The sequence below is a fragment of the Kitasatospora sp. NRRL B-11411 genome (genome assembly GCF_000721345.1).
Classification (GTDB): domain Bacteria; phylum Actinomycetota; class Actinomycetes; order Streptomycetales; family Streptomycetaceae; genus Kitasatospora; species Kitasatospora cineracea.
In genome coordinates this window covers 1-24,757 of sequence record NZ_JOGH01000097.1, presented here as the reverse complement: position 1 = coordinate 24,757, position 24,757 = coordinate 1, and the positions used below count along the sequence as shown (strand labels likewise).

The window sequence follows — 24,757 nt, the reverse complement described above, 5'->3', positions numbered from 1 at the left end:
CGTCAATGGTCTGGACCGAAACGGAGGCTGACGGAGCGTCAGGAAACGGGGTCCGGCCGGTCGGGCAGCAGGCGCGGCAGCAGCAGCCGCAGCCCGAGCAGCAGCAGGCCGGACAGGCACCAGCTCGCCACCACGTCCAGCAGCCAGTGGAAGTCGCTCCACACCAGGCCCGCCCCCACCCCCAGGCAGACCAGCGCGCACGCCGCGCCCAGCCGCCGCCCCGCCACCACCGGCAGCACCCGGGCCAGCAGCAGCGCCGCCGTCCCGTACGCGATCGAGGAGGTCGCCGTGTGGCCCGACGGGTACCAGCCCCACTGGTCCCCGGCCAGCGGCGCCCCGTACGGGCCCGGGCGGGCGAACCAGATCTTCGCGGGCACCACCAGCAGCGGGACCAGCACCGCGGCCACCGCCGCCACCGGCACCGGCACCCACCAGCGCGGCCGTCCGCCGCGCCGGGCCAGCCAGGCCGCCAGGCCCGCGCACCCCAGCAGCACCGGGACCGCCACCGCCCCGCCGCCCAGGTCGGACAGCGCCACGCCCAAGTGGTTCAGCAGCGTCGAGCCGATCGCCCCGCGGGCCTCCCGCACCCCGTCGCGCACCGCCGTGTCCAGCCCCAGCAGCGGCCCGTCCACCGCGACCTGCCAGGAGACCGCGGCCAGCAGCACCGCGAGTGACATGGCCAGGACAGCAAAAATCGGCCGCCCCGGAGCAGGGGGGAGAGCTCCGGGGCGGCCAAGGTGATCGCCGCGCCGTGCGGCCCGGGGGGTGTGGGCGGGACGGCCGGTCGATCGTTCTGGTGCGTCCGCCTCGGCGGCGGACGGAGTTGTGGGCAGTGCGTGCGGTTCGCTGTCCATCTGTGATGACAGTACGTCAAAGCCGGGGCGGGGAACGGCGGACCGGCCATCGTGCACAGCATCTTCACCACCGGCGGCGCGACCTCCACCCGCCCGGCGGACGGCCGGACGCGCGGGGGCGGGGCGGAACCCGCTCCGCCCCGCCCCCGCGCCGCCCACCAGCGGTTCCCGGCCGGAACCGGCGGGAATCAGACGCCCGCGAAGGCCGACTCCAGGATGTCCAGGCCCTCGGCCAGCAGGTGCTCCGGGATCACCAGCGGCGGCAGGAAGCGCAGCACGTTGCCGTAGGTGCCGGCGGTCAGCACCACCAGGCCCTCCGCGTGGCAGGCCTTGGCGATCGCCGCGGTCGCCGCCGGGTCCGGCTCCTTGCCGCCCGGCTTCACCAGCTCCACCGCGATCATCGCGCCGCGCCCGCGGACCTCGCCGATGCGCACCCGGTCGGAGTCGGCGAACTTCTCCTGCATCGCCCGCAGCCGGCCCAGCATGACCTCGCCGATCCGCTGCGCCTTGCCGTTCAGGTCCTCGGACCTCATGGTCTCGATCGCGCCCAGCGCGGCCGCGCAGGCCACCGGGTTGCCACCGTAGGTGCCGCCCAGGCCGCCCGAGTGCGCGGCGTCCATGATCTCGGCCCGGCCGGTCACCGCCGCCAGCGGCAGACCGCCGGCGATGCCCTTCGCGGTGGTGATCAGGTCCGGGACGACGCCCTCGTCCTCGCACGCGAACCACTGGCCGGTGCGGCAGAAGCCGGTCTGGATCTCGTCCGCCACGAACACGATCCCGTTCGCCTTCGCGAACTCCACGATCGCGGGCAGGAAGCCCTTGGCCGGCTCGATGAAGCCGCCCTCGCCCTGGATCGGCTCGATGATGATCGCCGCGACGTTCTCCGCGCCGATCTGCTTGTTGATGAGGTCGATCGCCTGCGCGGCGGCCTCGGCGGCGCAGTTCTCCGCACCCGTCAGCCAGCGGTACGGGTACGCCACCGGCACCCGGTAGATCTCCGGCGCGAACGGGCCGAAGCCCTGCTTGTACGGCATGTTCTTCGCCGTCAGGCCCATGGTCAGGTTGGTGCGGCCGTGGTAGCCGTGGTCGAACACCACCACGGCGGTCCGCTTGGTGTAGGCGCGGGCGATCTTCACCGCGTTCTCCACCGCCTCCGCACCCGAGTTGAACAGCGCGGTGCGCTTGTCGTGGTCGCCCGGGGTCAGCTCGTTCAGCTGCTCCGCCACCGCCACGTAGCCCTCGTACGGGGTCACCATGAAACAGGTGTGCGTGAACGCGGCCAGCTGCTCGGTCGCCCGCGCCACCACGGCCGCGGCGCTGTTGCCCACGTTCGTCACGGCGATGCCCGAGCCGAAGTCGATCAGGCTGTTGCCGTCCACGTCCTCCAGCACGCCGCCGCCGGCCCGCGACACGTACACCGGCAGCGTGGTGCCCACGCCCGCCGGCACCGCGCCGAGCTTGCGGGCCTGCAGCTCCTGCGACTTCGGGCCGGGGATCGCGGTGACCAGGCGGCGCTCCTGCGGGAGCGGAGTTGCAGCGCTCATCTGTCTTCTCCAAATTCTTGACGCGGTACCCGCAGGCTACGACCGGCCCCGCGGCACCGGCATGCGCCACTCGGTACTGCTGAGCCGTCCGAATTGTCCGGCACGGCCAGTGGCCGAAGATCGGCTGCGCGCCCGCGCACTCCACTACATTGGCCCCCGGGTGTGTCGGTGGGACGGCGATGCGGGTATGGCACCGCCGGCAACGTAGGAGGGGCCCGAAGTGGAACTGAACGACGCGAGAACCCAGCACACCCACCCCCATCTCCCCCCGCCCCGCACCCCCTTCCACCTCCCCACCTGGGCCACCGCCCCCCGCCCCGAAGCCGCCCCCGGCATCTACCGCCAGCACCACACCCCGCACGACCCGAAGGCCGCCGAACAGGCCAGGACCCCGGCGGGGCCGCTGCTGCTGCGGGCGGCGCTGAACCTGCTGGCCGCCTGGCTGGTGTTCATCTACGGGCGGGGGTTCGCGCTGTCCGGCCTCGGCCTGCTCGGTCTCGGATCGCTGTCGGAGATCCCGACCATCCTGGTCGCGCTCGCGGTGAACCTGCTGATCATCGCCGGGGTGATCAGGGTCTTCGGGCACATGGGCCGCTGGCGCGAGGTCGGCCGCCGATTCCTGCTCCCGCTGCTCTCCCGCACCGTCACCGAGGTGCCCCCCGCCCCCGAGCAGGCCCCCGTCGTCGACGTGTGGGCCGAGCTGCGGCCGGCCGGGGACGTGGTGCGCCGGCTGGAGGGGGAGGCGGTCGGGGACGTGGACTACGTGCGGCTGCACCAGGCGTGGCGGACGGTGGGGAGCGACCCGGCCGCGTGGCAGGAGTTCGCGGCGCAGGTGGCGGCCCGGGGCGCGGCGGCGTGCGCGCACCCGTCGGAGCAGCGGGACCTGCCGGGCGGGCGGGCGGCGCGGCACGACCTGCTGGTGCGCCAGGTGCGGCTGGGGACGGCGCAGGACGTGCCGAAGAACCCGGTCGGGCACCGGAACGCCGGCTTCGCGCTGGACCCGCGGGTGCTGGGCACCTCGCTGCTCGCGGTCGGCCCGGCCGGCACCGGCAAGACCGCGGCGCTGGCCCGCCCGGTCGCCGAGGCGCTGTGCCTGCAGGCGCTGGCGGGCGCGGCCTGCGCGGTGGTGGTCGGCGCGTCCGACGCGGACCTCGGGCCGGACGACTGGTACGACGTGGTGATCGCCCCCGGCGACCCGGCCGCCCCGTACGGCCTGGACCTGTACGGGGCGGCGCCGCACTCGGACGAGGCGGCCGCCCGGCTGGCGGACGCGCTGCTGCCGGACGAGCTGGCGCCGCGCGCGGAGAGCGCCCGGGCCGCGATGCAGCAGGTGGTCGGGCCGTACCGGGCGGCGTACGGCGGCTACCCGGGGGTGCGGGCGCTGCGGGCGCTGCTGGCGGGGGACGCGGAGGGTTGGGCGGAGCTCGGCGAGCGGCTGCAGAAGTCGGGCCGGCGGCCGGAGTTCGAGGCGGACCTGCAGCAGCGCGAGCGGATGCACGGCCGGGCCGACGACCCGGGCGCGCTGCTCGCCGACCGGCTGGCGCTGCTGGACCGGCCCGCGCTGGCGGCCGGGTTCTCCGGCGGCCCGGACGCCAAGCCGGCGTTCGCGATGCGCGCGCTGGAGCACCCGCTGCGGGTGCGGGTGAAGCTGCCCGAGCGCAGCCACCCGGAGGCCGCCCGGATCCTGTCGCGGCTGCTGCTGGGCCAGTTCACCCAGGCCGCCGCCGACCGGCGCGACCGCGAGCTGTTCGCCGGGATGGTGCTGGACGACGCCACCGCGGCGGTGGACGCGCAGGCGATCCGCGGCGTGCAGCGGCTGCGCGGTGCCAACGCGGGCGTGCTGCTGCTGCTGCGCACGCTGTCCGACCTGCCGGAGGCGCTGCGCGCCCCGCTGTTCGGCGCGGTCGGCAACCGGATGGCGTTTCCCGGCATCGCGCCCTGGGACGGGCGGCTGTTCTCCGAGGCGTGGGGCACCCACCTGGTGCGGGAGACCGCGGTCACGCACGTCCCGGACACCTCCGGCGGAACGGTTCGCCGGGCCGGGCGGCTGCTGCGCAAGGCGCTGTCCGGCACCACCGCGCAGACCGAGTCGATCACCACCCGGGACGTCGAGCGGCACCGCTGGTCGCCGTCCGACCTGGCGCACGCGCTGCCGTCGGGGCACGCGGTGATCTCGCTGACCTCGGTGACGGGGGAGCAGGTGCCGCCGCTGCTGGTCGACCTGCGGCACTGAGCGGGGAGGCGGCGGAGGGTCGCGGAGCGATCATCGTTGGGTCACGGAAGCTACGGACCGGCGGATTTCGGCACTCCGGGTTGTCCGGAGCGTCCATAATGGGGGGAGAACCCTCACTCGCCCGGTCGCAACGGCGCAGCCAGGTCGAACCACCGAAGGTGCCATGCCCCCCACTCTCGCCTCCGTCGTCCGCACCTCCGCGCTCCACCTGACGGTGCTGGCCGGCGCGGACCACCTGGAACGCCCCGTCCGCTGGGTCCACACCAGTGAGCTGGACGATCCCACCCCGTTCCTCGAGGGCGGCGAGCTGCTCCTCACCACCGGCATCAAGCTGGGCAAGGCCGCCGCCAAGCTGCAGGCCTACGTGCACCGGCTCGCCGACGCGGGCGTGGTCGGCCTCGGGCTGGGCGTCGGCCTCTCGCACAGCGAGGTGCCGCAGGCCCTGGTGGAGGCGGCCGCCCAGCGCGGGCTGCCGCTGCTGCGGGTGCCCGAGGCGACGCCGTTCATCGCCATCTCCAAGACCGTCTCGGCCGCGCTGGCCGCCGAGCAGTACGAGGCCGTCACCACCAGCTTCGAGGCGCAGGAGGAGCTGACCCGGGCCGCGCTCGGCAAGGACGGCACCACCGCGATCGTCCGCCGGCTGGCGGCCCGGCTCGGCGGCTGGGCCGCGCTGTACGACGGCTCCGGCGCGCTGTCCGCGGTCGCCCCCGACTGGGCCGCCCGCCGGGCCGGCCGGCTGGCCGCCGAGGTGGACCGGCTGCGCCGCCGCCCGGCCCCGTCCAGCGCCGCCCTGCAGGGCCGGGCCGGGACGATCGACACCGCCGACGAGGACTACGTGGTGGTCCAGTCGCTGGGCGCCGACCGCCGTCCGCGCGGCTTCCTCGCGGTCGGCACCGAGGACCGGATCACCCCCACCGAGCGGTACGTGCTGAACGCGGCCGTCGCGCTGCTCACCCTCACCCTGGAGCGCTCGCGCGAGCTGCGGCAGGCCGAGGAGAAGATGGGCGCCGCGCTGCTGCGGATGGTGCTGGCCGGCGAGGTCGGCACCGCCCGGCAGGTCGCCGCCGGGCTGTTCGGCGGCCTGCCCGAGGGCACCGTCCGGGTGCTGGTGGCGGCCGCCGGGCCCGGCCCGGAGGCCGCGGAGGCGCTCGGCGAGCTGGCCGACCGGGCGGAGAACGCCGGCGGCAAGGTCGGCGAGAAGCTGCTGGTGTCCCGCGAGGACGGCGCGCACGGGCCCCGGCTGACGGTGCTCGCGCTGGACAACGGCTCGGTGCACCGGGCCTGCCTGGGCGCCGTCGAGGAGCACGAGGGCCTGGCGCTGGGCGTCTCCGCCCCCGCCGCGCTGGAGGAGGCCGGCACCGCGCACGCCCAGGCCGAGCGGGCCCTGGCGGTCGCCCAGCGCGGCGGCCGGCGCACCGTCGACCACGAGGAGGTCGGCGCCGGCTCGCTGCTGCCGCTGCTTGGCGAGGAGGCGGTCACCGCCTTCGCCGAGGGCCTGCTGCGCCCGCTGCGCGACCACGACCGCACCGCCCGCGGCGACCTGGTCGCCTCGCTGCGCGCCTGGCTCTCCCGGCACGGCCAGTGGGACGCGGCGGCGGCCGACCTGGGCGTGCACCGGCACACGCTGCGCTACCGGATGCGGCGGGTCGAGGAGCTGCTGGGCCGCTCGCTGGACGACACCGACGTCCGGATGGAGCTGTGGCTGGCGCTCAGGTCGGGCGAGGAGTAGGCCGTCCTGTCCTCCGCAGCGTCCTAATCGGGCCCCCGGTTTCGTCCCGTCCGTCCAATCGGAAACCCCGGGGCCGCGCCCTACCGTGAAGGCGACAAGTCTTTCGAGGGAAGGGGCCGGTGCGACCGTGACCACCACTCAGGAGTTCTGGCTGGCCGGGCGGCGGGCGAGCGGCGAGGCGGAGTTCGAGGTCCGCCACCCGCACGACGGCAGCCTGGTGGCGAAGGTCAGCGTGCCGACCGACGCGCAGGTGGAGGAGGCCGTGGCGGCCGCGGCCGCCGCGGTGCCGGTGTTCGCCGCCACCCCGGCGCACCAGCGGGCGGCCGCACTGGACCACGTCGCCAAGCGGCTGGCCGAGCGCACCGAGGAGATCGCCCGGCTGATCACCGCCGAGAACGGCAAGCCGATCAAGTGGGCGCGCGGCGAGGTCGGCCGGGCCGTGTCGGTGTTCCGCTGGGCCGCCGAGGAGGCCCGCCGGACCAACGGCGAGACCATGCGGCTGGACACCGACCCGGGCGGCACCGGCCGGTACGCGATCGTGCGGCGCTTCCCGCGCGGCGCGGTGCTGGGCATCGCCCCGTTCAACTTCCCGCTGAACCTGGTGGCGCACAAGGTCGCCCCGGCGATCGCGGTGGGCGCGCCGATCATCCTCAAGCCCGCCCCGGCCACCCCCGTCTCCGCCCTGGTGCTGGGCGAGATCCTGGCCGAGACCGACCTGCCGGCCGGCTCCTGGAGCGTGCTGCCGGTGGAGAACGCCAAGATGCCCGCCCTGGTGCAGGACGAGCGCCTGCCGGTGATCTCGTTCACCGGCTCGGACAAGGTCGGCTACCAGATCATGGACTCGGTGCCGCGCAAGCACGTCACCCTGGAGCTCGGCGGCAACGCCGCGGCCGTGGTGCTGGCCGACTGGAGCTCCGAGGCGGACCTCGACTGGGCGGCCGGCCGGATCGCGCTGTTCGCCAACTACCAGGGCGGCCAGTCCTGCATCTCGGTGCAGCGGGTGATCGCCGACGCGAGCGTCTACGACCGCCTGGTGGAGAAGGTCGTCGCCAAGGTGCGGGCCCAGGTCACCGGCGACCCGTCCGACGAGGCCACCGACGTCGGCCCGCTGGTGGACGAGAACGCCGCCAAGCGCGTCGAGTCCTGGGTCGAGGACGCGGTCGCCAAGGGCGCCAAGGTGCTCACCGGCGGCAGCCGGGACGGCGCGGCCTACGCCCCGACCGTGCTGGCCGAGCTGCCCGCGGACGCCATCCTGGCCACCGCCGAGGTGTTCGGCCCGGTGCTGTCGCTGCACCGGGTCGAGGGCACCGAGGAGGCGTTCGCCGCAGTCAACGACTCGGCGTTCGGCCTGCAGGCCGGCGTGTTCACGCACGACGTGCAGACCGCGTTCCGGGCCCACCGCGAGCTGGAGGTCGGCGGCGTGGTGATCGGCGACGCGCCGTCCTACCGGGCCGACCAGATGCCGTACGGCGGCGTGAAGGACTCCGGCGTGGGCCGCGAGGGCGTGCGCTACGCGATGGACGACTTCACCTTCGAGAAGGTGCTGGTCCTGACCGGTCTGGACCTCTGAGCCCGCCGCCCGGCGCTCCCGGACGCCCCGCCCGCCGCTGCCCCCAGCCGGCGGGCGGGGCGTCCGTCGCGGGGGCCGGGGCAGGACACAATGGGGGCATGAACTCGCTCGCCCATCCGCAGTCGCGCTTCACTCCGGCCGTGCAGGACCCGGACGGCCCCCGGGAGTTGGTCATCCTGGGCTCGACCGGGTCGATCGGCACCCAGGCCATCGACGTGGTGCTCCGCAACCCCGACCGGTTCAAGGTGGTGGCGCTGTCCGCGGCCGGCGGCCGGGTCGAGCTGCTCGCCGAGCAGGCGCTCGCGCTGGGCGTGCGCACCGTGGCGGTGGCCGACCCGGCCGCCGAGGCGCCGCTGCGCGCCGCGCTGGCGGCGGGGGCGGGCGGCGCGGCGCTGCCCGAGGTGCTGGCGGGCCCGGACGCGGCGACCGAACTGGCCGCGACGGAGTGCCACTCGGTGCTCAACGGCATCACCGGCTCGATCGGCCTGGCGCCGACGCTGGCCGCGCTGCGGGCCGGCCGGGTGCTGGTGCTGGCCAACAAGGAGTCGCTGATCGTCGGCGGCCCGCTGGTGAAGGCCGTCGCTCGGCCGGGCCAGATCGTGCCGGTGGACTCCGAGCACGCCGCGCTGTTCCAGGCGCTGGCCGGCGGCACCCGGGCCGAGGTCCGCAAGCTGGTGGTGACGGCCAGCGGCGGCCCGTTCCGCAACCGCACCCGCGAGCAGCTGGCGGGCGTGACCCCCGCCGAGGCGCTGGCCCACCCGACCTGGGCGATGGGCCCGGTGGTGACGATCAACTCGGCGACCCTGGTGAACAAGGGCCTGGAGGTGATCGAGGCGCACCTGCTGTACGACGTGCCCTTCGACCGGATCGAGGTGGTGGTCCATCCGCAGTCGGTCGTTCATTCGATGGTGGAGTTCACGGACGGCTCCACGCTGGCCCAGGCCAGCCCGCCGGACATGCGGATGCCGATCGCGCTGGGCCTCGGCTGGCCGGACCGGGTGCCCGACGCCGCGCCCGGCTGCGACTGGACCAAGGCCGCGACCTGGGAGTTCTTCCCGCTGGACGACGCGGCCTTCCCTGCGGTCGAGCTGGCCCGCGAGGTGGGTACGCTCGGCGGGACGGCCCCCGCGGTCTTCAACGCCGCCAACGAGGAATGTGTGGACGCTTTCCTGAACGGCGCACTGCCCTTCACCGGAATCGTGGACACTGTGGCGAAGGTGGTCGCCGAACACGGCACCCCGGCGGCGGGAACTTCGCTCACGGTGGAGGACGTACTCCAGGCTGAGCACTGGGCCCGCACCCGGGCCCGGGAACTGGCGGCAGGTTAGGTACGACGGAGGCGACGCGGTGGACAAGCTGATGTGGGTGCTGGGCGTCCTGATCTTCGTGGTCGGGCTGTTGTTCTCGATCGCCTGGCACGAGCTCGGCCACCTGTCCACCGCGAAGCTGTTCGGCATCCGGGTGCCGCAGTACATGGTCGGCTTCGGCCGGACCATCTGGTCGGTCAAGCGCGGCGAGACGGAGTACGGCCTCAAGGCGATCCCGTTCGGCGGCTACATCCGGATGATCGGGATGTTCCCGCCCGGCGCGGACGGCCGGATAACGAAACGCTCCTCCTCGCCCTGGCGGAGCATGATCGAGGACGCCCGGGCCGCCTCCTACGAGGAGCTGCAGCCCGGCGACGAGACCCGGCTGTTCTACACCCGCAAGCCGTGGAAGCGCGTCATCGTGATGTTCGCCGGCCCGGGCATGAACCTGGTCCTGTCGCTCGGCCTGTTCCTCGCCCTGTTCATGGGCATCGGCGTGCAGCAGGCCGTGCCGACCGTGCAGGAGGTCAGCGAGTGCGTCGTCCCGGTCAGCGCCAAGACCAACGACTGCACGCCCGACGCCGAGAAGTCCCCGGCCAACCTGGCGGGCCTGCGCGCCGGTGACACGGTGCTCAGCTTCGGCGGCGTGCAGATCCACGACTACCCGCAGCTGCAGAACCTGATCCGGGACTCCGCCGGCAAGCAGGTCGACGTCCTGGTCCGGCACCGGGGCGGCGAGCAGCAGACGCTGCGCGCCGACATCAAGACCAACACGCTGCAGGCGTACGACAAGGACAACAACCCGATCAAGGGGCAGACCGTCACCGCGGGCTTCCTCGGCATCACCCCCGCCACCGGCGTGCACCACATGACGCTCGCCGAGAGCGCCGACCAGATGGGGTCGATGGCCCGGCACAGCGTCGAGTCGCTCACCCAGCTGCCCGGCAAGATCCCCGGCCTGTGGCACGCCGTGGTCGACGGCACCCCGCGCGACGCCGACTCCCCGATCGGCATGGTCGGCGCCGCCCGGCTCGGCGGTGACGTGTTCTCGATGGACCTGCCCGCCACCCAGCGGCTCGCCTTCTCGGTGCAGCTGCTGGCCGGCATCAACCTGATGCTCTTCCTGTTCAACATGCTCCCGCTGCTGCCGCTGGACGGCGGCCACATCGCCGGCGCGCTGTGGGAGTCGCTGCGCCGCGGCTTCGCCAGGCTGCTGCGCCGCCCCGACCCCGGCCCGTTCGACGTGGCCCGGCTGGATCAGCGCGCGGCTCCCCCAGCCCCGAGGGGGGCTGGGAGGTACCCCCTTGGCGCCCGGCTGGGAGTGCCGGCCCGACGCCCTCGTACTGGATGTACTCGGGTGTTGGGCCGGTGCTTCCAGGCGGGATGCCCGGAGTCGCGCGCCCGGCAAGATCGGCCGGACAGGGCCTAGGCGCGCGCCACCCACGGCCGGGTGTGCTCCGCCACCCGGCCGTGCCGTACCGTTGGACGCCGGGCGCCCCCGCCACCGCGGCGCGCCCCGGCTCACCGACCTCTCCAGAGGAAAAACTGCGCACATGACCGCGATCTCGCTCGGTATCCCCTCCCTGCCGCTCAAGCCGCTGGCCCAGCGCCGCCACTCGCGTCAGATCATGGTCGGCAACGTGCCGGTCGGCGGCGACGCGCCGGTCTCGGTGCAGTCGATGACCACCACGCTCACCTCCGACGTCAACGCGACGCTGCAGCAGATCGCCCAGCTGACCGCCTCGGGCTGCCAGATCGTCCGGGTCGCCGTCCCCTCGCAGGACGACGCCGACGCGCTGCCGATCATCGCGAAGAAGTCGCAGATCCCGGTGATCGCCGACATCCACTTCCAGCCGAAGTACGTGTTCGCCGCGATCGACGCCGGCTGCGCCGCCGTCCGCGTCAACCCCGGCAACATCAAGGCGTTCGACGACAAGGTCGGCGAGATCGCCAAGGCCGCCAAGGACGCCGGCGTGCCGATCCGGATCGGCGTCAACGCCGGCTCGCTCGACAAGCGGCTGCTGGAGAAGTACGGCCGGGCCACCCCCGAGGCGCTGGTCGAGTCCGCGCTGTGGGAGTGCTCGCTGTTCGAGGAGCACGACTTCCGCGACATCAAGATCTCGGTCAAGCACAACGACCCGGTCGTGATGATCAACGCCTACCGGCAGCTCGCCGCCGCCTGCGACTACCCGCTGCACCTCGGCGTCACCGAGGCCGGCCCCGCCTTCCAGGGCACCATCAAGTCCGCGGTGGCCTTCGGCGCGCTGCTCGCCGAGGGCATCGGCGACACCATCCGGGTCTCGCTCTCCGCCCCGCCGGCCGAGGAGATCAAGGTCGGCATCCAGATCCTGGAGTCGCTGAACCTGCGCCAGCGCGGCCTGGAGATCGTCTCCTGCCCGTCCTGCGGCCGCGCCCAGGTCGACGTCTACAAGCTCGCCGAGGAGGTCACCGCCGGCCTGGAGGGCATGGAGGTGCCGCTGCGGGTCGCCGTCATGGGCTGCGTCGTCAACGGTCCCGGCGAGGCCCGGGAGGCCGACCTCGGCGTCGCCTCCGGCAACGGCAAGGGCCAGATCTTCGTCAAGGGCGAGGTGATCAAGACCGTGCCCGAGTCGAAGATCGTCGAGACCCTGATCGAGGAGGCCATGAAGCTGGCCGAGCAGATGCAGGAGGAAGGCGTCGAATCCGGCGCCCCCGTCGTCGTGGCCGCCGAGTGACGGCCTGAAGTCCCCCGGCGGGGCCGCCCTGACAGGGGCGGCCCCGCCCGTTCGGAGAGGTGCCCCCGTGCTCGACCGAGGTGTGATGCTGCCCGGCCCGTTCCAGGTCGCCCGGGCGCTCGCCGCCACCCGCGTGCTGGAGGCCCCCGACCTCGACGACGCGCTGGAGATCCTGCACCGCGACCCCGTCGCCAACGCCTTCGTCGCCACCCGGGTGGAGGCCGTCGGCCTCGACCCCTGGCGGCTCGGCGGCGAGATGTGGGGCTGGCACGACGCCGACGGCCGGCTCGACGCGCTCTGCTACGCCGGCGCCAACCTCGTCCCGGTCAACGCCGGCCCCGAGGCCGTCCGCGCCTTCGCCGAACGCGCCCGCCGGCAGGGCCGCCGCTGCTCCTCCATCGTCGGCCCGGCCGAGGCCACCGCGACGCTCTGGGCGCTGCTGGAGCGCTCCTGGGGCCCGGCCCGCGACGTCCGCGCCCACCAGCCGCTGATGGCCACCGCCACGCCCGTCACCGAGGTCGAGCCCGACCCGCTGGTGCGCCGGGTCGGCCGGGCCGAGATCGAGGCGCTGATGCCCGCCTGCGTGGCCATGTTCACCGAGGAGGTCGGCATCTCCCCGCTGGCCGGCGACGGCGGGCTGCTCTACCAGGCCCGGGTCGCCGAACTGGTCTCCACCGGACGGTCGTTCGCCCGCTTCGACGAGGACGGCAAGGTCGTCTTCAAGGCCGAGATCGGCGCCGTCACCGCCGGGGCCTGCCAGGTCCAGGGCGTCTGGGTGGCCCCCGAGCACCGCGGCAGGCGGCTCTCCGAGACCGGCATGGCCGCCGTCGTCAACACCGCCCTCGCCGAGGTCGCCCCGGTCGTCTCGCTGTACGTCAACGACTTCAACGTCCGGGCCCGCGCCGCCTACCGCCGGGTCGGCTTCCGCGAGGTCGGCGCGTTCATGAGCGTGCTGTTCTGACGGTCCGTCAGGGCCGGGCCGGGTCGCGCAGCGGCAGGTGGGCGCCCATCACCGCGTACGGGCGGGCCGTGTTCGGGAAGCGCACCGCGGGCGCCAGGTCCCGGTAGCCGAGCGAGCGGTACAGCCGGCGGGCCGGGGTCTCCGCGTCGATCGCCGACAGGATCGAGCGGTCCAGGCCCGAGTGCCCGCACAGCGTGCGGATCAGCCGGGTGCCCACGCCGAGGCCCTGGAACTCCGGCAGCACGTGCAGCTCCGTCACCGCGAACACCCCGTCCAGCCAGTCCTCGTGGCCGCGCGCCGCCAGGTACGGCTCGATCACCGTCGACCACCAGTGGTCGCGCCGGTTCGGCATCCCGTACCCGAAGCCCACCAGCCGCCCCCGGGACATCGCCCCCAGAGCCACCACCCCCGGCTGCAGCGCGTGCCGCCCCACGATCGGCAGCCGCACCGCGACCTCGTGCGGCCCCAGCCCGAACGCGACGGCCTGGACCTCCAGCACGGCGGGCGCCCACGCCGCCAGGTCGATGGCCTCGATCGTCACCCCGGTGAGCTGCTCCATGAAGCGGGACGTTACTACCTGCCGCCGCGGGCGGCCGACCGCCCCGGCCTCACAGCCAGGCGGCGAACTCCAGATGGAGCTCGGCCGCCGCGGTGCCGCCCGCGGCCAGCGACCCCAGGGCGGTGTCCACCGCCCGCAGCAGGGTCCAGGCGCGGACCCGGTCGGCGGGGAGCTCCACCGCCTCGGACAGCCGGGCCAGCCGGCGCCGGGCCGCGCCGCGCGGGCCCGGGGAGGCGGCCAGGGTGTCCAGCCGGTCCAGCACCAGCGAGGCCAGGTCGTACGCCCGGTCGCCGACCACCGGGCGCGGGGCCACCGCGAGCCACGGGGCGCGGTCGGCGGCCAGCACCCGGCCGTGCCGGAACCGCCCGTGCAGCAGCCACCCGCCGCCGTCCCCGGCCAGCGCCACGGCCTCCAGGGCCTCGTCCACCAGCGGCCCGGCGTCCGCGGCGCCCGGGAGCGAGCGCCGTTCGGCGATCCGGTCCGCGAGCTGCCGGGCGTGCTCGGCCAGGGACGGGAGGCCGTGCCCGGCCGGGGCCGGGACCCACAGGCGGTGCAGCAGGCTGGTCGCCTCCAGCATCGCCTTCGGCTCGGCCAGCGAGCGCAGCGGGATCTCCCCGTGCAGCCGCTCCAGCAGCAGGGCCCCGTCGGCCTCGTCCAGCAGCAGGACCGCGCCCCGGCCGGCCCACGTCCGCAGGGCGGCGGCCTCGCCGCTCGGGCGCGCCAGCTTCAGGGCCACCGGCGCCAGGTCGTCCGCCCGGTGCGCGTGCACCAGCAGGCTGCTGCGCCCGCCCGGCTCCGCGATCCGCTCCGGCACCAGCCCCCAGGCCGCCAGCCGGGCATCGAGCAGCGCGGGCAGCTGCGCCAGCCAGGCCCGCGCCGACGGGGTGTCCTCCGCCCGGACGGACTCGACGAGACGCTGGGGGGCGCTGAACCGCGCAGGTTGTGCCATGTGATCGATTATCCGGGCCGACGGGCCCCCGGTGGTCAGGACGCCGCGGCCAGGCCCGGGAGGGCGGGCAGGTCGGCGCCCCAGTGGGCGGCGCGCAGGGCGGCCTCGCGCAGCGCGGCGGCGGCCTGCTCGCGCAGCGCGGTGGTGGCGGCGAGGTCGGCGTAGGCGGCGGTGAGCTGGGTCTCCAGGTGGGCGGCCAACTGGGCGGCGGTGGCGGGGTCCTTGACCGCGAAGGGCAGCCGGTAGCCGGGGGCGGCGGCGGTGGGGGAGGCGCCGCCGGCGGCCAGCAGGCGCTGCCAGGCGTCGCGGCGGGCCTGGTGGGCGCTGTAGCCGGAGCGGGCGTCCTCGCGCTGGGGCCCGGTGGGGAGGAACGCGCCGACCACGCCGTAGCCGTAGACGGCGGCGTGCTCGGCGGCCAGCGCGGCCTGCAGGGCGGCGGTGTCGGCGGCGGGGAGCGCACCGGCCGGGGCCGAGGCCGAAGGGGAGGGGGAAGGGGCGGGCGCGGTGGTGTTGCCGAGGGCGGCCGCGTGGGCCGCGTCGGAGGCGGCGACCGAGGCGAGGGTCCGGGCCAGCTCGGGGGAGGCCGCGGCGAGGTCGGCCAGGCGCAGCGCGGCGGTCCGCTGCTCGGCGGCGGCCAGCTCGGCGGCCGTCCGGGCGGTCGGGCCCGCGGTGGGGGAGCCGGACCCGGAGGCGGACGCGGACCCGGAAGCGGAGGGCCCGGCGGCGGACGGCGAGGGCAGCGTGCCGGCGAGGGCCTCGCGGTGCCGGGCGACGTCCTCGCGCAGGGTGCCGAGCCGGTCGGCGTCGGCCGGGGCGGCGGCGAGGACCGCGTCGTAGTCGGCGAGCAGGGCGTCGGTGGCGGCCAGTTGACGCAGCCGCAGCGGGCGGTCCGGGTCGGCGGCGGTGGGCTTCGGCGGGGCCGGGTGGTCGTCGGTGCAGCCGCAGAGCAGTTGGAGCCCGGTGAGCGCGCCGAGGGCCAGCAGGGTCCGCCGTGTGGGTGCGGGCATCGGTGCTCCAGCGGGCTCGGTGGGGGCGCGGTGCTCCCCGTCGGGAGAATCTTTACCGGAGCCGCACACGCCCTGTACGGAGGTTGGACGGTATCCGGCCGCTGTGAGGTTCCTCGCAGGGGGTGCGGGCGGCCCGGGTCGGAATCGGTGGTTCGGGGGTTGACCCGATAGGCTTCGCGGTGAGTTAGCACCTTCGACAACAGCAGACGCGGCCGAGGAGTCACCCGGATGAGCACCACCCCCACCGACCGGCTGCGCGCGTTGTTGGAGCCGCTGGCCGCCGAAGCCGGGCTCGACCTCGAAGAGGTCAAGGTGACCCAGGCCGGCAGCCGCCGCCAGGTGCAGATCGACGTGGACGCCGACGGCGGCGTCGACCTCGACGCGATCGCCGAGTTCTCCCGGCTGGTGAGCCAGCAGCTGGACGCCTCCGACCTGATGGGCGAGGCCCCGTACCTGCTGGAGGTCGGCTCCCCCGGCGCCGAGCGCCCGCTGAGCGAGCCGCGGCACTGGCGCCGGGCGACCGGCCGGCTGGCGGCGGTGAAGCTGGTGGACGGCGCGGAGCTGACCGCGCGGGTGCTGGAGAGCGACGAGGACGGCGCGCTGGTCGAGGTGCAGCCGGTCAAGGGGCGCGGCCGCCCCAAGGAGCGCCGACTGGAGTTCGCGGAGATCGCGCGGGCCCGGGTGCAGGTCGAGTTCAACCGCAAGGACGAGGAACTGCTCGACGCCGCCGCCGACATCGCGGACGTGGACGAAGAGGAAGAGGAGGCGTAGTCGTGGACATCGACATGAGTGCCCTGCGCGGGCTGGTCACCGAGAAGGGCGTGCCGTTCGACCTGCTGGTCGAGTCGATCGAGTCGGCGCTCCTCATCGCGTACCACCGCACCGAGGGCTCGCGCCGCCGGGCGCGGGTGGAGCTGAACCGCAAGACCGGCCACGTGACGGTCTGGGCGCTGGAGGACGCGTCCGAGCTGGACGAGGGCGTCGAGCCGAAGGAGTTCGACGACACCCCGTCGGGCTTCGGCCGGATCGCCGCGTCCACTGCCAAGCAGGTCATCCTGCAGCGGCTGCGGGACGCCGCGGACGACCAGACCTTCGGCGAGTACGCGGGCAAGGAGGGCGACATCGTCACCGGTGTCGTCCAGCAGGGCAACGACCCGAAGAGCGTGCTGGTCGACATCGGCAAGCTGGAGGCCATCCTGCCGCCGCAGGAGCAGGTCCCGGGCGAGGACTACCGGCACGGCACCCGGCTGAAGTGCTACGTGGTGGGCGTGCGGCGCGGTGTCCGCGGCCCGTCGGTGACGCTCTCGCGCACCCACCCGAACCTGGTGAAGCGGCTGTTCGCGCTGGAGGTCCCGGAGATCGCGGACGGCTCGGTGGAGATCGCCGCGATCGCCCGCGAGGCCGGCCACCGCACCAAGATCGCGGTCTGGTCGCGCCGGCAGGGCCTGAACGCCAAGGGCGCCTGCATCGGCCCGAACGGCATGCGGGTGCGCGGCGTGATGGCCGAGCTGCACGGCGAGAAGATCGACATCGTCGACTGGTCGGAGGACCCGGCCGAGATGGTCGCCGCCGCCCTGTCGCCCGCGCGGGTGACGAAGGTGGAGATCGTCGACCTGGCCCAGCGCTCCGCCCGGGTGATCGTGCCGGACTACCAGCTGTCGCTGGCGATCGGCAAGGAGGGGCAGAACGCCCGCCTGGCCGCCCGCCTGACCGGCTGGCGGATCGACATCCGTCCGGACACCGAGGCCCCGGCTCAGGAATCCCAGGGCCGCTAGCAACGTTGTCATGTGCCTCCGGAGATCTACTCGGCGGCGGTGAGTCCCTTCGGAGGGGTAGACTTGAACGTGTCTGGCCGGACGCATGTCCGGGCATGCCCTGAACGCACCTGCGTGGGCTGCCGCAAGCGCGCGGCCAAGCACGAGCTGCTGCGTGTCGTGGCGGGCGAGGGCGAATGCGTCCCCGATCCCCGCGGCACTCTGCCGGGCCGGGGCGCGTATCTGCACCCCGACCCGAACTGCCTCGACCTCGCGGTCCGCCGCCGGGCGTTCCCCAGGGCCCTCAGGGTCCAGGGCGCGCTCGACCCCGGCGCCCTGCGGGAGCACGTCGGGGCGGAAGCAAGTCCGGCCGATCGGCAGTCGGCCCACTGACGGGCCCCGCGCCCGGCAACACGCACCAGCGCACGGCGACGTGGTACGCCGCCGTGCGCCCCAGTCAGGTACCTCGCGAGATGGAAGTAGGTCGAGATTGCGATGAGCACTCGATGAGTACGCGATGAGTACGCCCATGAAGTAACAGCAGTCCGGCGGACGAATACCCCGGACGCATAGACAGGAGCGAAGTGGCTAAGGTCCGGGTATACGAACTCGCCAAGGAGCTTGGCTTGGAGAGCAAGGCCGTCATGGCCAAGCTCACCGAGCTGGGCGAGTTCGTGCGTTCGGCGTCCTCGACGATCGAGGCGCCGGTCGTGCGCAAGCTGACTGACGCTTTGGGAGCGACCCCGCCGTCCGGCGGCGCGTCCTCCGCGAAGCCTGGCCCGCGGAAGCCCGCGGCGCCCCAGCCGACCGGCGGCGCCGGTTCGGCCGCACCCAAGCCGGGTGCCCCCACCCCCGGCCCGCGTCCCACCGTGACGCCGGGCCCCCGTCCCACCCCCGCCACCCCCGCGCCCGCGGCGGGCCCGACCGCGCCGAAGCCGGCCGGCCAGGCCCCGACCCCGGGTCCGCGCCCGGCGGCGCCCGCCCCGGCCGCTCCGGCGCCGGCGGCGGAGTTCTCCTCCCCGGCCCCGGCCGGCGAGGCTCCGGCGCGTCCGGCCGCCCCGCGGCCGGCCCCGGCCAACCCCGCGGCCCGTCCGGGCCCGCGTCCGGCCGGCCCGCGTCCGGGCAACAACCCCTTCACCTCGGGCGGCGCGTCGGGCATGGCCCGTCCGTCGGCCCCGCGTCCGGGCGGTGCGCCGTCCGGTGAGCGCGGTGCCCGCCCCGGTGGCGAGCGCGGTCCCCGTCCGGCCGGTGCGCCGGGTGGCGAGCGCGGCCCCCGTCCCGGTGGCGAGCGCGGGCCCCGTCCCGCCGGTGCTCCGGGTGCCGGTGCCCCGCGTCCGGGCGGTGCGCCGTCCGGTGAGCGCGGTCCCCGTCCCGGTGGCGCCCCGCGTCCCGGCGGTCCGGGTGCCGGTGCGCCCCGTCCCGACGGCATGCCGCGTCCGGCCGCTCCGCGGCCCGGTGCGCCGAGCCCGTCCGGGATGCCCCGTCCGAACCCCGGCATGATGCCGCAGCGTCCGGGCCCGCGCCCGGGTCCGGGTGCCGGTGCGCGTCCGGGTGGCCCCGGTGCGCGTCCGGGTGCTCCGGGCGGTGCCCGTCCCGGCTTCCAGGGCCGTCCGGCCGGTCCGGGCTCGCGTCCGGCCGGTGGCGGCTTCGGCGGCCCCCGCCCGGGTGGCGGCGCCGGTGGCGGCGGTGGCTTCGGCGGCGGCGGTGCCCGTCCCGGCGGCTTCGGCGGTCGTCCCGGTGGCCCGGGTGCCCGTGGTGGCACGCAGGGCGCGTTCGGTCGCGGCCCCGGCGGCCGTCCGGCCCGTGGCCGGAAGTCGAAGCGGGCGAAGCGCCAGGAGTACGAGGCCATGCAGGCCCCGTCCGTCGGCGGCGTGATGCTGCCGCGCGGCAACGGCGCGACCGTTCGCCTCTCGCGCGGCGCTTCGCTGACGGACTTCGCGGAGAAGATCAACGCCAACCCGGCGGCGCTCGTCTCGGTGATGTTCAACCTCGGTGAGATGGTCACCGCGACCCAGTCGGTCTCCGACGCGACGCTCGAGATGCTGGCCCAGGAGATGGGCTTCGTGCTGGAGATCGTCAGCCGGGACGACGAGGACCGCGAGCTGCTCGAGTCCTTCGACATCGACTTCGGTGCCGACGAGGGCGACGAGGAGATGCTCGCGCCGCGTCCGCCGGTGGTCACCGTCATGGGTCACGTCGACCACGGCAAGACCCGCCTGCTCGACGCGATCCGCAAGACCAACGTGGTCGCGGGCGAGGCCGGCGGCATCACCCAGCACATCGGTGCGTACCAGGTGGTCACCGAGGTGAACGGCGAAGAGCGCCCGATCACCTTCCTCGACACCCCGGGTCACGAGGCGTTCTCCGCCATGCGTGCCCGCGGTGCCAAGTCCACCGACATCGCGATCCTGGTGGTCGCGGCCAACGACGGCGTCATGCCGCAGACGGTCGAGGCGTTGAACCACGCCAAGGCCGCCGGCGTGCCGATCGTGGTCGCGGTCAACAAGATCGACGTCGAGGGCGCGGACCCGACCAAGGTCCGCGGCCAGCTCACCGAGTTCGGCCTGGTGGCCGAGGAGTACGGCGGCGACACCATGTTCGTCGACATCTCCGCCCGCCAGGGCCTCAACATCGAGGAGCTGCTGGAGGCCGTGGTCCTGACCGCGGACGCCTCCCTCGACCTGCGCGCCAACCCGGAGCAGGACGCCCAGGGCATCGCGATCGAAGCCCACCTGGACAAGGGCCGCGGCGCCATGGCGACGCTGCTCGTCCAGCGCGGCACCCTGCGGGTCGGCGACTCGATCGTGGTCGGCGACTCCTACGGCCGCGTCCGCGCGATGCTGGACGAGAACGGCAACAGCCTCTCCGAGGCCGGCCCGTCCCGTCCGGTGCTGCTGCTCGGTCTGACCTCGGTGCCCCGCGCCGGCGACAGCTTCATCGTCGTCGACGAGGACCGCACCGCCCGCCAGATCGCCGAGAAGCGCGCCGCCCGCGACCGCAACGCCTCGATGGCCCAGCGCCGCGTCCGCGTCTCGCTGGAGGGCTTCGAGGCCGCGCTGGCCGCCGGCAACATCGAGAAGCTCAACCTCATCATCAAGGGTGACGTCTCCGGTTCCGTCGAAGCCCTCGAGGACGCGCTCGTCAAGCTGGACGTGGGCGAAGAGGTCGAGCTGCGGGTCCTGCACCGCGGTGTGGGTGCCATCACCGAGTCCGACGTGGACCTGGCGATGGGCTCGGACGCCATCATCATCGGCTTCAACGTGCGCGCCGAGGGGCGTGCCCGTACCGCGGCCGAGCGCGAGGGCGTCGACATCCGGTACTACTCGGTCATCTACCAGGCGATCGAGGAGATCGAGGCCGCGCTCAAGGGCCTGCTCAAGCCCGAGTACGAGGAGGTGCGCCTCGGCTCCGCGGAGATCCGCGAGGTGTTCCGCTCCTCCAAGTTCGGCAACATCGCCGGTGTCCTCGTCCGCGAGGGCATCATCCGCCGCAACACCAAGGCGCGCCTGCTGCGCGACGGCAAGGTCGTGGCGGAGAACCTCAACATCGAGGGCCTGCGCCGCTTCAAGGACGACGCGACCGAGGTCCGCGAGGGCTTCGAGGCCGGTGTCACCCTGGGCTCGTTCAACGACATCAAGATCGAGGATGTCATCGAGACCTACGAGATGCGCGAGAAGCCGCGCTCGTAGCAGGTGCTGAACCGGGGCCGGTCGGCGGGTGTTTATCCCGTCGACCGGCCCCGGCCGCGCTTGTTAGGGTCTGGCCTGTCGGAACTCCATCGAGGCTCCCAGGCCGGCTCAGGCCTGTCCCACATGTTCGTAGGAACACTCACCTTCGACCTGCTCCTCGGCGACGTGCACTCGCTCAAGGAGAAGCGGTCGATCGTGCGGCCCATCGTGGCCGAACTGCAGCGCAAGTACAGCGTGTGCGCCGCAGAGGTAGGGAACCAGGATCTGCACCGCAGGGCCGAGATCGGCTGTGCGGTGGTGTCCGGCGAGGCCGGGTACGTCAACGAGATCCTGGACAGCTGTGAGCGGCTCGTCGCCGGCCGCCCCGAGGTGATGCTGCTCTCCGCCCGGAGGCGGTACCACCACGACGACGACGAATGACCTGCGGGCGTCACCACCGTCACACCCGCACAGGACCGAGAGCGCCCACAAGGCTGGGCGCGGGCGGGTACGTTGGGGAGAGGGCCCCACCGGGCGAGGTCATGACCCGGGGTACGCGCCTACTGCACGAGGAGGCAACGTGACCGACACCGCTAGGGCGCGCAAGCTCGCCGACCGCATCCAGGTGGTCGTGGCGGAGACCCTGCAGCGCCGGATCAAGGACCCGCGCCTGGGGTACGTCACCATCACCGACGCCCGGGTCACCGGGGACCTGCGCGAGGCCACCGTCTTCTACACCGTCTACGGTGACGAGGCCGAGCGCGAGTCCAGCGCGGCCGCGCTGGAGAGCGCCAAGGGCGTCCTGCGCTCCGAGGTCGGCAAGCAGACCGGGGTGCGGTTCACGCCGACCCTGACCTTCGTCGCCGACGCGCTGCCGGACAACGCCCGGAACATCGACGACCTGCTGGACAAGGCCCGGCTCTCCGACGCCGCCGTCCGCACCGCCGCCGCCGGGGCCGCGTTCGCCGGCGACGCCGACCCGTACAAGTCGTCCCGCGACGACGACGAGGACGAGTGACCGTGGCCGGGGAGCCGGCCGAGTCCGGTGCCGCGAGGGCGGTCTCCACCGTCGAGGTGGAGACCGCCCTCGCGGTGCTTCCGGGCCCTCGCAGCGCGTCATCGTCCGAATCCGGGGCGGAGGCGGACGCGGCGGGTGGCGCGGGCCGGTTCGAGGAGGAGTGGCGGCGCGCCCTCGAACTGATCGCGGGCAGCGACGAGATCGACCTGGTCTGCCACATCTGCCCGGACGGCGACGCGCTCGGTTCGGCGCTGGCCGCCGGGCTGGCGCTGCGCGGCCTGGGCAAGCGGGTGCGGGTGTCGTTCGGCGACGACCCGCAGGTCATCCCGGAGTCGCTGTCCTTCCTGCCCGGGCAGGAGCTGATCGTCCCCGCCGCCGCGGTGCCCGCCGCGCCCGCGCTGGTGCTGGCCTTCGACGCCGCCTCCGAGGAGCGGCTCGGCCTGCTGCGCGCCAACGCCTTCGCGGCGGACGCGCTGGTGGTGTTCGACCACCACGCCTCCAACCCCGGCTTCGGCACCGTCCGGCTGATCGACCCGGCCGCGCCCGCCACCGCCGTCCTGGTGGACGAGCTGCTGCGGCGGCTGCGGGTGCCGCTCGACCAGTCGATCGCGGCCTGCCTGTACACCGGCATCGCCACCGACACCGGCTCGTTCAAGTACCGGGCCACCACGCCCGCCACCCACGAGATGGCCGGGCGGATGCTGGCCACCGGGATCCGGCAGGACCTGATCTCCCGGCAGCTGTGGGACACCACCTCCTTCGGGTACCTCAAGGTGCTCGCCGGGGCGCTGGAGCGGGCCGCGTTCGAGCCCGAGGAGGCCGGTGGGCATGGGCTGGTGTGGACCTGGGTGCCGTACCAGGACCTGGCGCTGTTCGGCGTCACGGTGGAGGAGATCGAGGGCCTGATCGACGTGCTGCGCAAGCCCGCCGAGGCGGACGTCGCGCTGGTGCTCAAGCAGGACCCGGACGGCACGCTGCGCGGCTCCTGCCGCTCCCGCGGCGCGGTCGACGTCGCGGCGGTGTGCGCCCGGCTCGGCGGCGGCGGGCACGTGTACGCGGCCGGGTTCAGCGCCCGGGAGGCCGTGGAGGCCGTGGTGGAGCGGTTCCGGGCGGCGCTGGCCGAGGTGGCCGCGGCGTCGGGGGCGGACTCCGAGGGGCCGGGCGCGCGCTAGGCTCGTGCGGTTCGGCGGTCGGGCCGGGCGAGCGGCCGCGCAGGGATGCGCGAGGGACTTCGAAATGATGATGAGCGATGAAGCGTAAAGGGACGGGCCCCGACGGGCTGGTCATCGTCGACAAGCCGGAGGGCATCACCTCGCACGGCGTGGTCGCCAAGCTGCGGTGGCTGGCCGGGACCCGCAAGGTCGGGCACGCGGGCACCCTCGACCCGATGGCCACCGGCGTCCTGGTGATCGGCGTCGAGCGGGCCACCCGGCTGCTCGGGCACCTGATGCTCACCGCCAAGACCTACGAGGCGACGATCCGGCTCGGGCAGACCACGGTCACCGACGACCGGGAGGGCGAGGTCACCGCCTCCGTCCCCGCCGACGGCGTGGCGCGGGAGGCGATCGACGCCGGAATCGCCGAACTGACCGGCGAGATCATGCAGGTGCCGTCGAAGGTCAGCGCGATCAAGATCGACGGGAAGCGCTCGTACGCGCGGGTCCGCGAGGGCGAGGACTTCGAGCTCGCCGCCCGGCCCACCACGGTGCACTCGTTCACGGTGCACGAGGTGCGCCCGGCCGTCACCGAGGACGGCACGCCGGTGCTCGACCTCGACGTCACCGTCGAGTGCTCCTCCGGGACGTACATCCGGGCGCTGGCCCGCGACCTGGGCGCCGCGCTCGGCGTCGGCGGGCACCTGACCGCGCTGCGGCGCACCAGGGTCGGGCCGTACGGGGTCGAATCGGCGCACACCCTGGAGCAGTTGGAGGAGAAGCTGGAGGTGCTGCCGATCGCCGAGGCCGCGGCCGCCGCCTTCCCGCGCTGGGACGTGGACGCCGAACAGGCCCGGCTGCTCTCCAACGGCATGCGGCTGGACGCGCCCGGGCTGGGCGCGGACGGGCCGGTCGCGGTCTTCGACCCGGACGGGCGGTTCCTGGCGCTGATCGAGGAGGTCGGCGGGAAGGCCAAGCCGGTGGCGGTGTTCGTCGGCTGAGGGCGTCTGCGGGCCCTTGACGGCCCCGTCGGGCGGTTCCCGGCGGGGCCGCCCGGCGTTCCGGTGGGGTCTCAGCGCAGGGCCAGGCGCCAGTCGTTGCTGTGCAGGAAGCGGCCCGAGCCCTGCGGGTACTCGAAGGCGCACGGGCCCGCGCCGGTGAAGCCCAGCCGGGCGCAGAGCGCGTTGGACGGGGCGTTGTCGACGGCCGGGAAGGCGTGCAGCACGCCCGGGGCGGACGGGTCGGCGGCGACCAGCGCGCGCAGCGCGGTGAGCATCGCGCGGCCGGCCGCGAGCGCGACGCCGCGGCCCTGGAAGCCGGGCAGCACGTTCCAGCCGCTCTCGTGCACCTCGGCGCCCCGCCACTCGCGCCGGTGGTGGGCGATCGACCCGGCCTGCTCGCCGTCGGCCAGCACCGCGTACATCGTGCCGCCCAGGGCCGGGAGTTCGAGGTAGCGGCGGTGGCGCAGCAGCAGCTGCTCCTCGCTCTCCGGGCCGCCGACGTGCCGGCGCATCAGCGGGGTGTTGATCCGGCGCAGCAGGGCGAGGTGGGATTCGGACCAGGGTTCCAGGCGGACGTCCATGCCCCGCAGGGTGGCGCCGGGGGCGGCCGGGGCGCCAGCGGTTTTCCGGCGGCGGGCGGCGGCGGGCGTGCGCCGGGCGCGGACCGGGAGAGGACGGACCGGGAACGGGTGCGGGGGCGGGGCCGGTGCGGGCAAGTGCGGGGCGGCGGTCGGC

Annotated in this window: 21 protein-coding genes; 15 read left to right on the top strand and 6 right to left on the bottom strand. The window is 74.6% G+C overall.

Going from position 1 to position 24,757, the window contains the following annotated elements; translation table 11 throughout:
• Positions 1 to 38: 38 nt before the first annotated feature.
• Complete coding sequence (locus IH44_RS0130310) at positions 39 to 677, bottom strand: phosphatase PAP2 family protein (protein ID WP_035956857.1); 639 nt, start codon at positions 675 to 677, stop codon at positions 39 to 41.
• A 365-nt stretch (positions 678 to 1,042) separates the two neighbouring features.
• Positions 1,043 to 2,398: a 4-aminobutyrate--2-oxoglutarate transaminase gene (gene gabT, locus IH44_RS0130305; RefSeq protein ID WP_030462965.1), complete on the bottom strand. Its 1,356-nt coding sequence runs from the start codon at positions 2,396 to 2,398 to the stop codon at positions 1,043 to 1,045.
• Positions 2,399 to 2,618: 220 nt separating this feature from the next.
• On the opposite strand from gabT, the gene IH44_RS0130300 reads away from it, so the two are divergent.
• From IH44_RS0130300 to IH44_RS0130270, 7 genes are all read left to right on the top strand, one after another.
• A complete protein-coding gene (locus IH44_RS0130300; protein ID WP_051817561.1) occupies positions 2,619 to 4,631 on the top strand; it encodes a hypothetical protein in 2,013 nt (670 codons plus the stop codon).
• Between the two features lie 163 nt (positions 4,632 to 4,794).
• A complete protein-coding gene (locus tag IH44_RS0130295; protein ID WP_030462963.1) occupies positions 4,795 to 6,360 on the top strand; it encodes a PucR family transcriptional regulator in 1,566 nt (521 codons plus the stop codon).
• 127 nt (positions 6,361 to 6,487) lie between these two features.
• The gene (locus IH44_RS0130290; protein WP_030462962.1) at positions 6,488 to 7,930 is read left to right on the top strand and encodes an aldehyde dehydrogenase family protein; all 1,443 of its coding nucleotides are present in this window, start codon (positions 6,488 to 6,490) and stop codon (positions 7,928 to 7,930) included.
• Between the two features lie 98 nt (positions 7,931 to 8,028).
• Positions 8,029 to 9,258, top strand: coding sequence for a 1-deoxy-D-xylulose-5-phosphate reductoisomerase (gene dxr, locus IH44_RS0130285; RefSeq protein WP_030462961.1), 1,230 nt, complete (start codon positions 8,029 to 8,031; stop codon positions 9,256 to 9,258).
• A gap of 19 nt (positions 9,259 to 9,277) precedes the next feature.
• On the top strand, positions 9,278 to 10,666 hold the full coding sequence (locus IH44_RS0130280; RefSeq protein WP_107066657.1) for an RIP metalloprotease: 1,389 nt from the start codon (positions 9,278 to 9,280) through the stop codon (positions 10,664 to 10,666).
• 124 nt (positions 10,667 to 10,790) lie between these two features.
• Positions 10,791 to 11,951, top strand: coding sequence for a flavodoxin-dependent (E)-4-hydroxy-3-methylbut-2-enyl-diphosphate synthase (ispG, locus tag IH44_RS0130275; RefSeq protein ID WP_030462959.1), 1,161 nt, complete (start codon positions 10,791 to 10,793; stop codon positions 11,949 to 11,951).
• A gap of 85 nt (positions 11,952 to 12,036) precedes the next feature.
• A complete protein-coding gene (locus IH44_RS0130270; protein WP_051817559.1) occupies positions 12,037 to 12,912 on the top strand; it encodes a GNAT family N-acetyltransferase in 876 nt (291 codons plus the stop codon).
• 7 nt (positions 12,913 to 12,919) lie between these two features.
• Here IH44_RS0130270 and IH44_RS0130265 read toward each other — a convergent pair whose 3' ends face one another.
• Genes IH44_RS0130265 through IH44_RS48650 form a run of 3 tightly spaced genes read right to left on the bottom strand, consistent with a single transcriptional unit; the run spans position 12,920 to position 15,427 of the window.
• Positions 12,920 to 13,471 (bottom strand): GNAT family N-acetyltransferase, encoded by a 552-nt coding sequence (locus IH44_RS0130265; protein WP_030462957.1) that lies wholly within the window; start codon positions 13,469 to 13,471, stop codon positions 12,920 to 12,922.
• Between the two features lie 49 nt (positions 13,472 to 13,520).
• Positions 13,521 to 14,420 (bottom strand): aminoglycoside phosphotransferase family protein, encoded by a 900-nt coding sequence (locus IH44_RS0130260; RefSeq protein WP_030462956.1) that lies wholly within the window; start codon positions 14,418 to 14,420, stop codon positions 13,521 to 13,523.
• Positions 14,421 to 14,455: 35 nt separating this feature from the next.
• The gene (locus IH44_RS48650; RefSeq protein WP_107066656.1) at positions 14,456 to 15,427 is read right to left on the bottom strand and encodes a ferritin-like domain-containing protein; all 972 of its coding nucleotides are present in this window, start codon (positions 15,425 to 15,427) and stop codon (positions 14,456 to 14,458) included.
• Positions 15,428 to 15,655: 228 nt separating this feature from the next.
• Here IH44_RS48650 and rimP point away from each other — a divergent pair, with 228 nt between their 5' ends.
• The 8 genes from rimP (at position 15,656) to truB (ending at position 24,022) form a co-directional block, all read left to right on the top strand.
• A complete protein-coding gene (gene rimP / locus IH44_RS0130250) occupies positions 15,656 to 16,198 on the top strand; it encodes a ribosome maturation factor RimP (RefSeq protein WP_030462954.1) in 543 nt (180 codons plus the stop codon).
• A 2-nt stretch (positions 16,199 to 16,200) separates the two neighbouring features.
• Positions 16,201 to 17,202, top strand: coding sequence for a transcription termination factor NusA (gene nusA, locus IH44_RS0130245; protein ID WP_030462953.1), 1,002 nt, complete (start codon positions 16,201 to 16,203; stop codon positions 17,200 to 17,202).
• A 69-nt stretch (positions 17,203 to 17,271) separates the two neighbouring features.
• Positions 17,272 to 17,574, top strand: a complete 303-nt coding sequence (locus IH44_RS0130240) for a YlxR family protein (RefSeq protein ID WP_081967219.1) — start codon at positions 17,272 to 17,274, stop codon at positions 17,572 to 17,574.
• A 191-nt stretch (positions 17,575 to 17,765) separates the two neighbouring features.
• On the top strand, positions 17,766 to 20,870 hold the full coding sequence (infB, locus tag IH44_RS44715) for a translation initiation factor IF-2 (protein ID WP_081967217.1): 3,105 nt from the start codon (positions 17,766 to 17,768) through the stop codon (positions 20,868 to 20,870).
• Between the two features lie 123 nt (positions 20,871 to 20,993).
• On the top strand, positions 20,994 to 21,290 hold the full coding sequence (locus IH44_RS0130230; RefSeq protein WP_030462950.1) for a DUF503 domain-containing protein: 297 nt from the start codon (positions 20,994 to 20,996) through the stop codon (positions 21,288 to 21,290).
• A gap of 139 nt (positions 21,291 to 21,429) precedes the next feature.
• Positions 21,430 to 21,867: a 30S ribosome-binding factor RbfA gene (gene rbfA / locus IH44_RS0130225; RefSeq protein ID WP_030462949.1), complete on the top strand. Its 438-nt coding sequence runs from the start codon at positions 21,430 to 21,432 to the stop codon at positions 21,865 to 21,867.
• 2 nt (positions 21,868 to 21,869) lie between these two features.
• Positions 21,870 to 23,039 (top strand): bifunctional oligoribonuclease/PAP phosphatase NrnA, encoded by a 1,170-nt coding sequence (locus IH44_RS0130220; RefSeq protein ID WP_232795141.1) that lies wholly within the window; start codon positions 21,870 to 21,872, stop codon positions 23,037 to 23,039.
• A gap of 77 nt (positions 23,040 to 23,116) precedes the next feature.
• Complete coding sequence (gene truB / locus IH44_RS0130215; RefSeq protein ID WP_030462947.1) at positions 23,117 to 24,022, top strand: tRNA pseudouridine(55) synthase TruB; 906 nt, start codon at positions 23,117 to 23,119, stop codon at positions 24,020 to 24,022.
• Positions 24,023 to 24,093: 71 nt separating this feature from the next.
• Here the strand turns inward: truB and IH44_RS0130210 are convergent.
• Positions 24,094 to 24,757: GNAT family N-acetyltransferase (locus tag IH44_RS0130210; protein ID WP_369795014.1), on the bottom strand; the 664-nt coding region annotated here is incomplete at its 5' end.